The sequence below is a fragment of the Ruegeria sp. F5 genome (assembly GCF_056533845.1).
In genome coordinates this window covers 82382-95599 of the sequence record NZ_JBQFOU010000013.1, presented here as the reverse complement: position 1 = coordinate 95599, position 13218 = coordinate 82382, and the positions used below count along the sequence as shown (strand labels likewise).

The following is a 13218-nucleotide window of genomic DNA, read 5'->3' as shown; positions in this document are numbered from 1 at the left end:
AAAAAAGCGAGATATCCCCCAGCCATGACCGATACCCGTCTTCCCGTCACCGTCCTGTCCGGCTTTCTCGGCGCTGGCAAAACCACCCTTCTGAACCGCGTCCTAAACAACCGCGAAGGCCGGCGCGTCGCCGTCATCGTCAATGACATGTCCGAGGTGAATATCGACGCCGACCTCGTGCGGGCGGAAACCGAACTCAGCCGCACCGACGAGACATTGGTTGAGATGTCCAACGGCTGCATCTGCTGCACTCTGCGCGATGATCTGCTGGCCGAGGTGCGGCGGCTGGCGGCGGAAGGCCGGTTCGATTACCTGCTGATCGAATCCACGGGGATCTCGGAACCTCTGCCCGTCGCGGCGACCTTTGATTTTCGCGACGAAGATGGTGACAGCCTGTCGGATGTCGCCCGTCTCGATACGATGGTGACCGTCGTGGATGCGGTGAACCTGCTCAGGGACTTCTCGAGCCACGATTTCCTGCATGACCGGGGCGAGACGCTGGGTGAAGAAGACGAGCGGACACTGGTGCACCTTCTGACGGATCAGATCGAATTTGCCGATGTGGTCGTGCTCAACAAGGTCAGTGATGCCGGGCCCGAGCGGACCGATGCCGCCCGCAAGATCATTCGCAGCCTGAATGCGGATGCGAAGATAATCGAAACCAACCACTCCGACGTGGCCAGCGACGCCATTCTGGACACCGGGCTGTTCGATTTCGAAGCGGCCCATCAGCATCCGATGTGGGCAAAAGAGCTTTACGGCTTTGCGGATCATGTTCCGGAAACCGAAGAATACGGTGTTTCCTCATTCGTCTATCGCGCCCGCCAACCCTTCAAGCCCGAGAAAATTCTGGCTTTGCTGAACGGCGACCTGCCGGGCGTGATCCGGGCCAAGGGGCATTTCTGGATCGCGACACGGCCTCAATGGGTTGCGGAATTCTCGCTCGCGGGCGCGCTGTCGAGCGTTCAGCCAATCGGCACCTGGTGGGCCTCGGTTCCGGAAAGCCGGTGGCCGGAACACTCGTCTGTCCTCAGCTATATCAAACAGCATTGGTCGGACCCCTGGGGTGATCGCAGGCAAGAGCTGGTCTTTATCGGCGCGGGCATCGACTGGCCGCCGCTGAAATCGCGGCTTGATGCCTGTTTGCTGCCCGAAACCGTCGCTTCGGGCCCAGACTCGCTGCCGACTGATTTGCCGGACCCGTTCCCGCTCTGGCGTCGGGTGGAGGATGCCGCATGACCTTTGTGAGCGCCAACATCGAACAATCAACCGCTAGCGTCGGCATTGCCGACACGGCTGAGGGTCTGGCCCGGATCGGAACGCCCGGATGCGCGGCGGCGATCTGGCGACGCCAGCTCAGCCCCGCGTTTCAGAAATGGATCAATGCGCTCGACCCGTCACATCTGCCCAGAGGGCGCCTGATCCTGCGCCCCGCCGCCATTCCCGGGGCGGTACGGCACCTGTGCGATATCGCAGCTATGTACACCACGCCCGAACGCGGCTGGCTGGAAAACGATATCGCCGATCTGGCCACAAGCTTTGCCGGGATCATGCGCGCGCCGTATCTGCGGCTTCGTCTGGATGCGATCAGCACAAATGCCTGCCGCAAGTTCCATATCGACGCGATCTCGGCGCGCCTGATCTGCACCTACCGGGGCACGGGCACGCAATACGGGATTTCGCGCGATGGCCAGGACCCGAAGCGGATCTTCACCGTCGCGACCGGAGCCCCGATGGTCATGCGTGGCACGCTGTGGCCGGTGAACCCGCCATCGGGTCTGTTGCACCGGTCTCCGCCAATCGCGGGCTCGGGTGAAACCCGTCTGGTTCTTGTGCTCGATCCCGTTCACGATCCGGAAGACGCCGATTGATGCGGTGAAACCCGGTCAGGCAAAGCGGCGCTGCCCTACCCGATGCCCGTATGCGCGGCCAGAGCGTCGCGCATACGGGCGTTGAGCGCTTTATCCACCGGTCCCGAGTTGCCACAGGATCGCTAGCGCCAGCACCGTCATGGTCAGGGTTGTGAGCGCCGCGCCAATCGCGCGCCCTTTGCCCTCGGCCGAGGCGCGCAGGCTGAAATAGTGGATCAGGCGGGCCAGCAGCAGCACGCCGCCGCACAGGGCCACAAGCCAGGGCTCGGTTCCCGTAACCTCGGCCCCGGCAAGGGCCAGCAGGGCCAGCGGGACATATTCGATGAAGTTGCCATGCGCCCGCATCAGGCGCAGCAGCCCTTCATCCTCGCCATGCAGCAAGGGAATGCCGGTTCTGGCGCGCCTTACCCCGACGGCCATCGCCATCGGAATGCTCATCAGGACAAACACCGCCGTCACGGCCAGCGCGATAGAGGGGAGTTGTTGCATCTGATTGTTCCTTCCAGACTGCGCTCAGGACGCCATGCTTTCATAGGTGATCAGCGCGAACCGCGCCCCCTGCGGGTCGGTCAGCGTGGCCATGCGCCCGACGCCGGACATGTCCATCGCCGGTTGGACAACGGCGGCCCCCTGCGCCTCGGCTTTGGCGACGCTGGCATCCACGTCGGCCACGGTGAAGAAGATTGTCCAGCTTCCACTGTCCTCGGGCATCGGGGAAAAGCCGCCAATGGCGGTTTCGCCCACCACTGCCGCCGAATAGCTTGACCCGTCCTGCATCGGCATGTCGTTGATCGCCCAGCCCAGCACCGCCTGGTAGAAAGCTTTGGCCTTGCCCTGATCCGGTCCAGAATGTCCGATCCAGCCGGAATTGCCGACAGTGGTCATCTCAAGAATACTCATGTGTATCTCCCTTGGTTGCGCCCCGCCCCGTGCGGGTCTGATCCAAGGACGCGCGAGGGGGGCGGTATCCCTACACGCCGCCCAGTTCTTTTTTGCTGATCCCGATTTTGTCCATGATCGCAACGCGTTCAGGGTCCGTGGGGGCGAGGGTCAGCGCGGTTTCAAAGGCTGCAATCGCGGGTCTGTGGTCACCTGCTTGCTGCAACAGCCCGCCGCGCATGGTGTGAAACCAACGATAAGCGGATAGATCCGCTTCCAGAGCCTCCATCGCTTTCAACGCATGGCGCGGACCCCGCAGCTTGGCCTGCGCCGCGATCTGGTTGAGCCGGATCACAGGGGTTGGCTGCAGCGCGTATAGGGCGGCATAGTGGGCTTCGATCACGGCCCAGTCCGTGTCGTCGACCGAGGCAGCATGGGCATGGGCCGCAGCCACCGCAGCCTGAATGATATAGACGCCGCGATGGCCGATCCGCTGGGCCTTTTGCAACAGGGTCGTCGCCTCGGCAATGTTTGTGCGGTCCCAGAGGTTCCGGTCCTGATCGTCGAGCGCGACAAGCTTGCCGCCCGCGTCAATCCGTGCAGCCCGCCGCGCGTGCTGGAACAACAGAAGCGCCAGCAGGGCGGCCTGCTCGCCCATCGCCGGGAACAACGCCACAAGCAGGCGGGCGAGGCGGATCGCCTCTTCACATAATGTAACCTTCATTTGCCCGGGGCCGGCCGAGGTTGACCACCCTTCGCTGAACATCAGGTAAATCATCAGCGACACTTTACCCAGCCGCGCGCCACGCTCAGCCGGGCTGGGGGTTTCGAAAGCGACCGGGCTGGCTGCAATCTTCTTTTTGGCGCGCGTGATCCGCTGTTCCATGGTCTTGGGCCGGATCAGAAATCCGCTGGCGATCTCATCGACGCTCAGGCCCAGAACCACGCGCAGCGCTATGGCGATCTGGTCGCGTCGATCCAGTTCCGGATGGCAGCAGATGAAAAGCAGCCGCAGAACATCGTCGCGCATCTCGTCCGGGTCAGGCGTTTCGGCGGGCATCGGCTGAAACTCTGCCGTATGGCGCGACAGGATGGCGGCCCGGCGTTGCGACTTGCGCAGATGGTCGAGCGCCGAGTTGCGCGCCGTCGTCAGAAGCCACGCCAGCGGATCGCGGGGCGCGCCGTCCCGCGGCCAAACCGTCAGCGCCTTCAGGCAGGCGTCGGCAAAGGCCTCTTCCGCCGTGTCGATATCCCGAAACACCCGCGTCAGCGCTGCGATGGCCCGTGGGCGTTGTTGCGAAAATGTGGCCTCGAGCCAGTCCGACATTGGCTATTCCGATGAAAGGACACCCCCGGCCCAGGCGACGGGCCGCACTTCCAGCCGTGCAACGGGCGACGAGATCATCTTGGCATATTCCAAAGCCTCATCAAGGTCTTTGAATTCGGCGGCGTAGAACCCGAGGAAATTCTCTTTTGTTTCGGAAAACGGCCCGTCAGTGATCAGCGGCGCCGCGCCCTCGGCGGTGGCGGGTTCGACCATCACGGCCGAGGTGGGCGGCATCAGCTTCATCGTCACAAACTCACCCCGGTCCTGTAAAGCCGATTGCAGTGCCCCGTGGCCCGACATCACCTCGTCCTGGCGATCTTCGGGCAGCGCTTCAAACACACCGGCTTCGCCATAAATCGTGATTGCGTAGATCATCTTTCCCTCCGTGCATGGATCGCATGGTGCAAGGACGCACGAAGACATGCAAATCCGACAAAGGGGGTGTTGCCGCGGACCGTCGTAAAGTCGCGCGGCTGGGTTCTTCGGTTCAGTAGGATGAAATTGCGGGGGCAATTCAGTTTGAGGATGAACCCAACCCGGTAACAAACTGGTAAGATGCCTCGACCAGATCGAATACGACCTCCAGTTCCTCGGGGTTTGCCGGGGTGAAGATCATGACAAATCCGCCCCAGCCAGGTCTTTGATCCGCCCATGGATGGCTGACGGCCCAGCCTTTTTCAGCCGCCACTTTCGCGAGCGCCGGTGACAGCGCGGCATGCAGGCTGCCATCGGGGTGGATATGGGCAAACTCGCGACCGCCCACAATGACATCCGGCCGCGCCAGCGCCGTGTCTTCGGTGATCCAGAAGCCCAAAGCGCCGGGCAGCGAGACGACCGTTGGCCTGATCTCGACCCCGGGCAGGTCCGATACCCTGTTCAGAAGCGCCTCGGACAATTCCGGATCCGGCTGGACGCCGATCTGAACATGCGGGACGCCATTAGTCGTGCGCGGAACCGGCGTTTCACGGGCTGGCAGATTGGGAAGGTCGGCCAACCCATGCGATGCCCCGCTTACGCAGGCGATGGTCGCCAGACTGAGAAGGTGGCGCAGTTTCATGGTCGATCTCCCTTCGGGCGGCTTGGGCCATGATAGACCCGATTGCTCGGAACCGGAACGGGCCGGAGTGCCGGATTACCGGCCAGCAAGCTGTTGCAGCGCCCCCGCCCAGTCTTCGACATGGTACGAGCGGATGATCTTGCCGTCGTCCAGTTCGTGGATATCGATCGTCATGATGTCAAAGCTGCGCCCCTGTCCGTCGACACCGAACATCGGTCCGGCGGGCGTGCCGGTGGCGCGGCTGCGGACGGTCACGAAGTCGCCCGCCTGATGCATGGCCTGCACCGACCATTCGAGGTCGGGAATGAGTTTCCCGAACCCGCCGATCTGACCCAGAAAGGCTTCGCTGGATTCGCTGAACCCGGAATAGTCGCCAATGCTTTCCCAATTGTCTGCGACCGAGGCCTGAAAGGCGGCCACGTGGTCTTGTGACGTTGGATTGCTCAGCAAGTCGTAGAAGATTTGGACGGTCGCTGTGTCGTCCGCCAGTGCTCCGCCTGCGATTGACGCGAATGCGGCGCTCAGCGCCAGGGTCTTGAGGGTCATAACATGCTCCGGGCTTCGGGTGAGGGGGGTTATCCCGCTTGCACACAAGGTATTTTCGCTGCACTGTTTTGGGAATTGGCTGAAATCCGAAGATATAGTTCCGCAAAACAGAACAATGATCGATCATCTCAAGCACATGGCCGTCTTTGCCCGCGTGGTCGACGAAGGATCGTTCCGGGCCGCCGCGAAAAGCATCGGCGTGGCGCCGTCGCGGATCAGCGAGACGGTGACGGACCTGGAGAACTTTCTGGGTGTCACCCTGTTGTACCGCACCACGCGGAAGATCGCGCTGACCAATGAAGGGCGCGTGTTCTATACCCGCGTGGTGGACATGATCCGCAGCGCCGAAACCGGATTGAATGAGTTGAACACCCTGACGCTGGAACCTGCCGGCGCGCTGCGGGTCTCGGTGCCTGCTTTCATGTCATCGTCGCAGCTTTTGACCGCGATGGGCGCGTTTGCGCGGAAACACCCGAATGTGGCGCTGTCCCTGTCCTTTACCGATCATCCTGTCGATCTGTTGGAGGACGGGTTTGATCTGATTATCCGGGTAGGCTGGCTGGATGACAGCGCGATGATGTCCCGGAAACTGGGTGAAATTGACCGGGCTCTGGTTTCGGGCAGCGAATATGCGGCATCCCGGCCAAAGCCTGGGCACCCTGGTGATTTGGACGGTTGGGATTGGATCAGCTATGCGCAGCGGTCTGATATCATTGAGTTTATCGGGAAAAAAGGACAGACCGTGAAAGTGGCGGGCGAGGCGCGGGTTCAGGTCGATAACGTGGATGCCTTGCACCACCTGACGCAGCAGAACCTTGGAATCACCGTGCTGCCCCGGTACCTGGCCGAACGCGGCCTGAGATCGGGAAGTTTCGTGGAACTTCTGCCCGGCTGGAGGCTCCGCCCACTTGGGATCTACGCGGTATGGCCCGACCAGTCGCGGCGCGAGAACCTGACGGTTCATTTCGTGCGGTATCTGGCGGCGGCCTATCCCGGTTGAGCCGGAACAGACCGGTCGTGGCATTTGCAACCACCCCCCTGATGGCAAAAGCTGCCAAAAAGGAACTTACGACACCACCGGAAGCTCAAGCGTAAGGCTCGCCCCCCGCCGGGCACGATTGATTGAGACCTGCCCACCGTGGCGTTGTGCGACCGCCGAGACGATCGACAACCCCAAGCCGCTTCCATCGGACGGCTCCAGTTGCGAAAACCGTCCAAAGGCGGTTTCGCTATGCTCGGGGGACAGGCCCTTGCCATCGTCGGTCACCGTCAAGGATACCGTGTCGGTCTTGCGCAGAACGGTCACCGACACCGCGCTCAGGTCTTTACCCCCATGCTTGAGCGCATTGTCGAGAAGGTTCTTGATGGCCTCGCTCAGGAAAACCCTGTCGCCGGACACCGGAATCGCCATGTCCGGCTTGTCGAGTCCAAATTCGATACCTTTGGCAAGAAAATGAACGCCCATATCGGTGCAGACATCTTCGACGATGTCACGAAAATCGAACTCCTCGATCCGGTCCAGATGGGTCGGGTTGCGCAAGCGTTCCAGCGACAGCAATTGCTCTGCCACATTCGCCGACCCCTTTGCCGCGACCACCAGATCCGCGATGCGCCTGTCCCTGTCGGTGTCGGTTTTTGCGTTCCGAAGGGCCTCGGCCATGGACTGTACGGCTGCTGCCGGATTGCGGAGTTGATGGGCGGCTTCGGATATGAACGTCTGGTGCGCGGTGATGCTGCGTTCCACCTGCCCGAACAGCCGGTTCAGGGTCTTGACGATGCCCTGAGCCTCAAGCGGGACCGACCGCCTGATCTCGCTCAGGTCATCGGGGGAGCGCAGTTCGATGGCATGCTGCAAATCCAGCAGGGGCCGCAGACCGCGCGCGACGCCGAACCAGACGACGATGGCAAGTGTCGCCAGCAGGATGCCCATCAGGATCGCCGCGCGGATCGATAGCTGGCTGGCAAACGCATTGCGGTCGGCCATGCGCTGCCAGGCGGTGACGGTTGCATCCCCTTCCAGATTTTCCAGCGTCACCCGTTCCGTCATTCTGAGCACGCGCACCGGCTCGGTCCGATAGACAGCCTGAAAGAAAAATGGCGTATACGGGTCTTGCTGGTCCAGTCCTGCCGAGGTCGGGGGATAGGCATAGCCCGTCACGTAGATACCGCCCGGGCCGGTGACGTGATAGAAAATCTCGCCCCCCGAAGCGTCGCGGATCATGTTGCGGGTCGATGGCAGCAAGGCATCGCCGCCCGAGATGGCGACATCGCGGGAAATCGCCAGACCCGCCGACAGCAGGCTGTCGTCAAAAAGTTCCTGCGCGGTCCGTTGGGCGACCGAGAAGCGCCACAGCCCCAGCAGGATCGCCAGCAAGACCAGCGGCGTCAGGATCAGAACAAACAGCCTGAGCCGGAGCGAGCCGAGATGGATCACTGTTCCACCTCGAGCAGATAGCCAAGGCCGCGGGCGGTCTTGATCCTGATGCCCAGGTCCTGCAGCCGTTTGCGCAACCGCGACACATGCGGTTCCACGGCAGAGGGTTCGACATCCGCGCCAACGCCATAGACATAATCGGTCAGCTGGTTTTTCGGCACGATCCGTCCCCGGCGCTCCAACAGGCATTCAAGCACGGCCATTTCCCGGCGCGGAATATCCAGAACCTCGCCCCGGACACTGACCTGACGGGCGGTGCGGTCGAACTCCAGATCCCCGAGTGTTTCGCGCGCGCCGTAATCCAGCTGTTTGCGGCGCGACAGCGCCCGGATGCGCGCCTCGAGCTCGTCCATTTCGAAGGGTTTGACCAGGTAATCGTCCGCCCCCATGTCCAGCCCGGACACCCGGTCGCTGGTTTCGGTCCGTGCGGTCAGCAGGATCACTGGCGCGCCGTCGCCCCGGTTGCGCAGGGATCGCAGGATCTCAAGCCCGGACCGGCCCGGCAGGTTGATATCCAGAACGATCAGATCCGCGCCTTCCTGCTGCAGATACAGATGCGCCGCGTCGCCATCGGTCAACACGTCGGCGGCATGGCCCCGGTCGCGCAGACGATAGGCGATGGCGTTGGCGAGGGGTTCATTATCCTCGACGATGACGATCCGCATCCGCTCTCCTGCAAGTTTCACGCAAGGTTGGCGTTCCATGATTGCCAGATGGGAGGGGGAATCAACCCCGCAGTTCTATTTGCATCCACAGTGGCGCCAGTCGCGTTGCCGTGGTTGTCTGGTCAACAGGGAGGAACCAATGACCATTTCCAATTTCACCCGTCGCGCCGTCGTGGGGCTGATCGCCGCCGCCGGTATCGCCGCGCCCGCTGCCGCTGAAGTTGATTTCTCGGGCAAGACCATCGAATGGGTCATCCCGTTCTCGGAAACGGGCGGGTCGGCCAAATGGGCCAATTTCTTCGCGCCGCTTCTGTCCGAGGCGCTGCCGGGGCAACCGACCGTGGTGGTGAAATTCATGCCCGGTGCCGGTTCGACCAAGGGAGCCAACTGGTTCCAGGAGCAGGAGCACGACGATGGCACCCTGCTGTTCGGCACCTCCGGTTCGACCCAGTTCCCTTATCTGCTGAGCGATCCGCGCGTGCGCTATGAATATAACGACTGGATTCCGGTTATGGCATCGGGAACCGGTGGTGTCGCCTATCTGAACGCTGAGGATGGCGCAAAGTTTGATGGCTCGGCCAATGCGCTGAAAGACACCAACTTCATCTACGGCTCGCAGGGCGCAACCCGTCTGGACCTTGTGCCGCTGCTGGCCTGGCAGATGCTGGGCATGAATGTGGAACCGGTCTTTGGCATCAAGGGCCGCGGTGACGGCCGCCTGATGTTCGAGCGTGGCGAAGCCAATATCGACTATCAGACCTCCTCGGGCTATCTGGGCGGTTCGGCCCCGCTGGTCGAGGCCGGTCAGGCCGTGCCGATGATGACATGGGGCGCGCTGGATGCCGATGGCAACATCGTGCGCGACCCGACATTCCCGGATATCCCGACCTTCAAAGAGGTCTGCGAAGCCACCGATGGCTGCGAAACAAGCGGTGAGGCATGGGATGCGTGGAAAGCCTTTTTCGTCGCGGGTTTCCCGGTGCAGAAACTGGCCTTCCTGCCCGGTGACACACCGCCAGAGGTCGTCGATGCCTACACCGCCGCTTTCCAGGCCGTGACTGAGCGTGGCGACTTTGCCGATATCTCGTCCAAGCGCGTGGGTAAATATCCGGTGTTTGTCGGCGATGGGTCCAAATCGGCGCTGCAGACGGCGACCAATGTGGACGACAACGCCAAGCAATATGTCCTGAACTGGCTGAAAGAGGCTTACGGCGTCGAGCTGAACTAAGCCGACACGCCGTAGCGCGTGCCCCAAACGAAGGGCGCGCGATTTTCTGCACACAAGACAAACAATGAAAGGCGGCCGCTATGGAGGTTTTCGCCACCGCTCTACCTGCGCTCAGCGACGCGTGGGGTCTGATCCTGCAACCTGTCGTTCTGGGCTACCTTATTCTCGGCGTCGTGATGGGTCTGGCCGTGGGCGTCTTTCCGGGGCTGGGCGGCATCGCCGGTCTGTCCCTGTTGCTGCCTTTCATGTTCGGGATGGACCCGATCCTGGGTCTGGCGCTGATGATCGGGATGGTTGCCGTTGTGCCCACCTCGGACACGTTCGCCTCGGTCCTGATGGGGATACCCGGCAGTTCCGCCTCGCAGGCGACGGTGCTCGACGGTTTCCCGATGGCGAAAAAGGGCGAGGCCGCGCGGGCGCTGTCGGCGGCCTTTTCCTCGTCCCTGTTCGGCGGTCTGGTGGGTGCGACCTTCCTGACCATGTTTATCCTGATCGCGCGGCCCATCGTTCTGGCCTTCGGTCTGCCCGAGATGTTGATGATCACCATTCTCGGCCTGTCGATGGTTGCCATCCTCGCCGGGCGCATCCCGCTGAAAGGCGTCGCCGCCGCCGGTCTGGGCCTGATGGTCGGCACGATTGGCGAAGCCGATGCGGGCGGATCGCTGCGGATGGCGACCTATGACATTCCCTATCTGACGGACGGTCTGAAACTGGTCATCGTCGGTCTGGGCATCTTTGCGGTACCCGAGATCGTCTCGCTGCTGCGGCAGGACCGGTCGATTGCCAAAGGGGCCTCGCTGGGGGCCGGATGGCTGGACGGGGTCAAGGACTGGGCCGCCAATATATGGCTGTCGGTCCGTTGTTCGATCATTGGCGTGGTTGTGGGCGTCATACCCGGCCTCGGCGGCTCTGTTGTCGACTGGATCGCCTACGGCCATTCAGTGCAGTCCACCAAAGACAAAAGCAATTTCGGCAAGGGCGAAGTGCGGGGCGTGATCGGGCCGGAAAGCTCGAACAACGCCAAAGAGGGCGGCGGGCTGGTGCCGACGCTGCTGTTCGGCATCCCCGGCTCGGGCTCGATGGCGATCTTCATCGGCGCGGTGGCCCTGTTGGGGTCCGGCGATATCGAGGTCGGCCCGAGCATGCTGAAAGACAACCTCGACATCACCTATTCCATCGTCTGGCTGCTGGCGCTGGCCAATGTCGTGGGCACCATCCTGTGCATCGCGGCCTCGGGCGGGATCGCCAAGCTGACCACGATCCGCTTCACCTATCTGGCGCCGTTCCTGTTCATGCTGATCAGCTTTGCCGCCTTCCAGTCGGGGCAAAACTTCGAAGACCTTCTGGCCCTGTTCGTGATCGGCCTGATCGGCATCTTCCTGCGCCGGTTCGACTGGTCGCGCCCGGCCTTCCTGATTGGGTTCGTGCTGTCCAACCCGGTTGAGAAATTCACCAATCAGGCGTTCCAGATCGCCTCATTCCGGTTCCGCAAGAGCTTTGGCGAAGGTATGGAGTATGTCTTCAGCCCCATCGTCATCGTGCTGATCGTGGTCACGGTTGTCTCGGTCATTCTGGGTATTCGTCAGGCCAAGATGATCATGGCCGAAGGCGACGTGCAGGCCGGGCACAAACGCGCGCCGCTGGTCTTCCTGCTGGTGATCATGGCCTATCTGATCGTCGCCTTGGTGAACGCCAACATGATCCCCGACTACAACATGACCGACAAGATCATCCCGTTGGTGATCGGCAGCGTCTCGCTGTTCTGCTGCGTGATCCTGTTGATCCAGATGATGCGGCGGCCCGAGGGCGATGCGATCTTCGCCGACAAGGAAATCGCAGGCGAGGACGCCAGCGCCCCCCACGGTCTGTGGACCACGCTGGCCTGGTTCGCGAGCCTGATCGCGGCCACATGGGTCGTCGGCTTCATCCTTGCGCTGCTGGGCTTCCTGATCGCCTTCTTCCGCATTCGCGCCGGGTCCAGCTGGCAGATGACCCTGATCCTGACCGCCTGCGGTATTGGCTTCATGTGCGTCATGGCAGGCGCGCTGAACCGGGATTTCCCACCGGGGCTGTTGCAGGACATGGTCGATCTGCCGTGGCCGCTGAAATGAGCCGTGCCATGACGCAAACCGCAATCCCCTATATCTTCATGCGTGGCGGCACCTCGCGCGGACCCTATTTCCGCAGGTCCGATCTGCCCGGGGATCAGGGGGTTCTGGCCGACGTCCTGATCGCCGCGGTCGGGGCCGGTCACCCGCTGAATATCGACGGGATCGGCGGCGGCGCGGCGGTGACAACCAAGGTGGCGATGCTGTCGGTCAGCGGTGATGACTGGGCGGATATCGACTATTTCTTCGCCCAGGTTTCGGTCGAGGAAAAGCTGGTGGATTTCAAACCGACCTGCGGCAACATCCTGTCCGGGGTTGGCCCGGCCGCAATCGAGATGGGTCTGATCCGGCCCAACGGGGATCAGACCGAAATCCGCATCCGCGCTGTCAATACAGGCGCACAGGTTGTCGCCCAGGTGCAGACGCCGGGCGGTGAGCTGACCTATGACGGGGGTGCCGAAATCGCCGGTGTTCCGGGGCACGCCGCGCCGGTGCAGCTGAGCTTCATGGGGGTTGTCGGATCATCGACCGGGGCCTTTCTGCCCACCGGACATCTGCGCGACACAGTTCAGGGGGTCGAACTGACTTGCATGGATGTCGCCATGCCGATGGCCATCGCCCGCGCGGCCGATTTTGGCCTGACCGGGTATGAAAGCGCGGAAGAGCTGGACGCCAACCGCGCCTTCTTTGACCGGATGGAGGCCATTCGGATCGAGGCGGGGCAGTTGATGGGCATGGGCGATGTCTCTCAGTCGGTCACGCCCAAGTTCGGGCTTCTTGCCCCAGCCCGGGACGGAGGTACGATTGCTGTCAGGTATTTCATGCCGTGGAAAACGCACCCGACAATGGCGGTCACCGGCGCGCAATGCATGGCGTCCTGCGCCCTGACGCCCGGAACCGTCGCGGACGGGCTGCTGAACCGGGGCAACGCGCGGCCGGCACAGGTGGTTCTGGAACATGCCTCGGGGACCATCGAGGTTCTGGTGGATTTCTCGACCGACACGGGGTTTTCGCTGAATTCAGCCGGTCTGATACGCACCGCGCGCAAGCTGGCGGACGGGCATATCTATGTCCCGAGCAGCGTCTGGAACGGGAGTTGATTG

Annotated in this window: 14 protein-coding genes; 6 read left to right on the top strand and 8 right to left on the bottom strand. The window is 62.4% G+C overall.

The window, feature by feature from the left end:
- Positions 1 to 24 precede the first annotated feature (24 nt).
- Both ACR0K1_RS18360 and ACR0K1_RS18355 read left to right on the top strand, forming a co-directional pair.
- Positions 25 to 1239, top strand: coding sequence for a GTP-binding protein (locus ACR0K1_RS18360; RefSeq protein WP_480851450.1), 1215 nt, complete (start codon positions 25 to 27; stop codon positions 1237 to 1239).
- The gene (locus ACR0K1_RS18355; RefSeq protein ID WP_480851449.1) at positions 1236 to 1871 is read left to right on the top strand and encodes a DUF1826 domain-containing protein; all 636 of its coding nucleotides are present in this window, start codon (positions 1236 to 1238) and stop codon (positions 1869 to 1871) included. Before ACR0K1_RS18360 ends, ACR0K1_RS18355 begins: the two co-directional genes overlap by 4 nt.
- Positions 1872 to 1961: 90 nt before the next feature.
- Here the strand turns inward: ACR0K1_RS18355 and ACR0K1_RS18350 are convergent, their stop codons facing one another.
- The 6 genes from ACR0K1_RS18350 to ACR0K1_RS18325 all read right to left on the bottom strand — a co-directional run bounded on the left by ACR0K1_RS18350 (position 1962) and on the right by ACR0K1_RS18325 (position 5680).
- Positions 1962 to 2360, bottom strand: coding sequence for an MAPEG family protein (locus ACR0K1_RS18350; RefSeq protein ID WP_480615922.1), 399 nt, complete (start codon positions 2358 to 2360; stop codon positions 1962 to 1964).
- 24 nt (positions 2361 to 2384) lie between these two features.
- Complete coding sequence (locus ACR0K1_RS18345; protein ID WP_480851448.1) at positions 2385 to 2771, bottom strand: VOC family protein; 387 nt, start codon at positions 2769 to 2771, stop codon at positions 2385 to 2387.
- Positions 2772 to 2841: 70 nt separating this feature from the next.
- Positions 2842 to 4077 (bottom strand): RNA polymerase sigma factor, encoded by a 1236-nt coding sequence (locus tag ACR0K1_RS18340; protein WP_480851447.1) that lies wholly within the window; start codon positions 4075 to 4077, stop codon positions 2842 to 2844.
- 3 nt (positions 4078 to 4080) lie between these two features.
- Complete coding sequence (locus ACR0K1_RS18335) at positions 4081 to 4452, bottom strand: YciI family protein (RefSeq protein ID WP_480615917.1); 372 nt, start codon at positions 4450 to 4452, stop codon at positions 4081 to 4083.
- A gap of 139 nt (positions 4453 to 4591) precedes the next feature.
- A complete protein-coding gene (locus ACR0K1_RS18330) occupies positions 4592 to 5134 on the bottom strand; it encodes a luciferase domain-containing protein (protein WP_480851446.1) in 543 nt (180 codons plus the stop codon).
- Positions 5135 to 5209: 75 nt separating this feature from the next.
- On the bottom strand, positions 5210 to 5680 hold the full coding sequence (locus tag ACR0K1_RS18325) for an ester cyclase (protein ID WP_480851445.1): 471 nt from the start codon (positions 5678 to 5680) through the stop codon (positions 5210 to 5212).
- 115 nt (positions 5681 to 5795) lie between these two features.
- Here ACR0K1_RS18325 and ACR0K1_RS18320 point away from each other — a divergent pair, with 115 nt between their 5' ends.
- Positions 5796 to 6680 carry a LysR family transcriptional regulator gene (locus ACR0K1_RS18320; protein ID WP_480851444.1) on the top strand — a complete coding sequence of 295 codons (885 nt, stop codon included), beginning with the start codon at positions 5796 to 5798 and terminating at the stop codon, positions 6678 to 6680.
- A 66-nt stretch (positions 6681 to 6746) separates the two neighbouring features.
- Here ACR0K1_RS18320 and ACR0K1_RS18315 read toward each other — a convergent pair whose 3' ends face one another.
- Positions 6747 to 8114, bottom strand: a complete 1368-nt coding sequence (locus ACR0K1_RS18315) for a sensor histidine kinase (protein ID WP_480851443.1) — start codon at positions 8112 to 8114, stop codon at positions 6747 to 6749.
- A complete protein-coding gene (locus tag ACR0K1_RS18310; protein ID WP_480615993.1) occupies positions 8111 to 8779 on the bottom strand; it encodes a response regulator transcription factor in 669 nt (222 codons plus the stop codon). The genes ACR0K1_RS18315 and ACR0K1_RS18310 overlap by 4 nt, the downstream gene beginning before the upstream one ends.
- Before the next feature lie 139 nt (positions 8780 to 8918).
- Between ACR0K1_RS18310 and ACR0K1_RS18305 the strand changes: the two genes are divergently transcribed.
- From ACR0K1_RS18305 to ACR0K1_RS18295, 3 genes are all read left to right on the top strand, one after another.
- Positions 8919 to 10007, top strand: coding sequence for a tricarboxylate transporter (locus tag ACR0K1_RS18305; RefSeq protein WP_480615907.1), 1089 nt, complete (start codon positions 8919 to 8921; stop codon positions 10005 to 10007).
- Positions 10008 to 10087: 80 nt separating this feature from the next.
- The gene (locus ACR0K1_RS18300; RefSeq protein ID WP_480615905.1) at positions 10088 to 12118 is read left to right on the top strand and encodes a tripartite tricarboxylate transporter permease; all 2031 of its coding nucleotides are present in this window, start codon (positions 10088 to 10090) and stop codon (positions 12116 to 12118) included.
- A gap of 8 nt (positions 12119 to 12126) precedes the next feature.
- Positions 12127 to 13215 carry a 4-oxalomesaconate tautomerase gene (locus tag ACR0K1_RS18295; protein WP_480851442.1) on the top strand — a complete coding sequence of 363 codons (1089 nt, stop codon included), beginning with the start codon at positions 12127 to 12129 and terminating at the stop codon, positions 13213 to 13215.
- Positions 13216 to 13218: the final 3 nt, after the last annotated feature.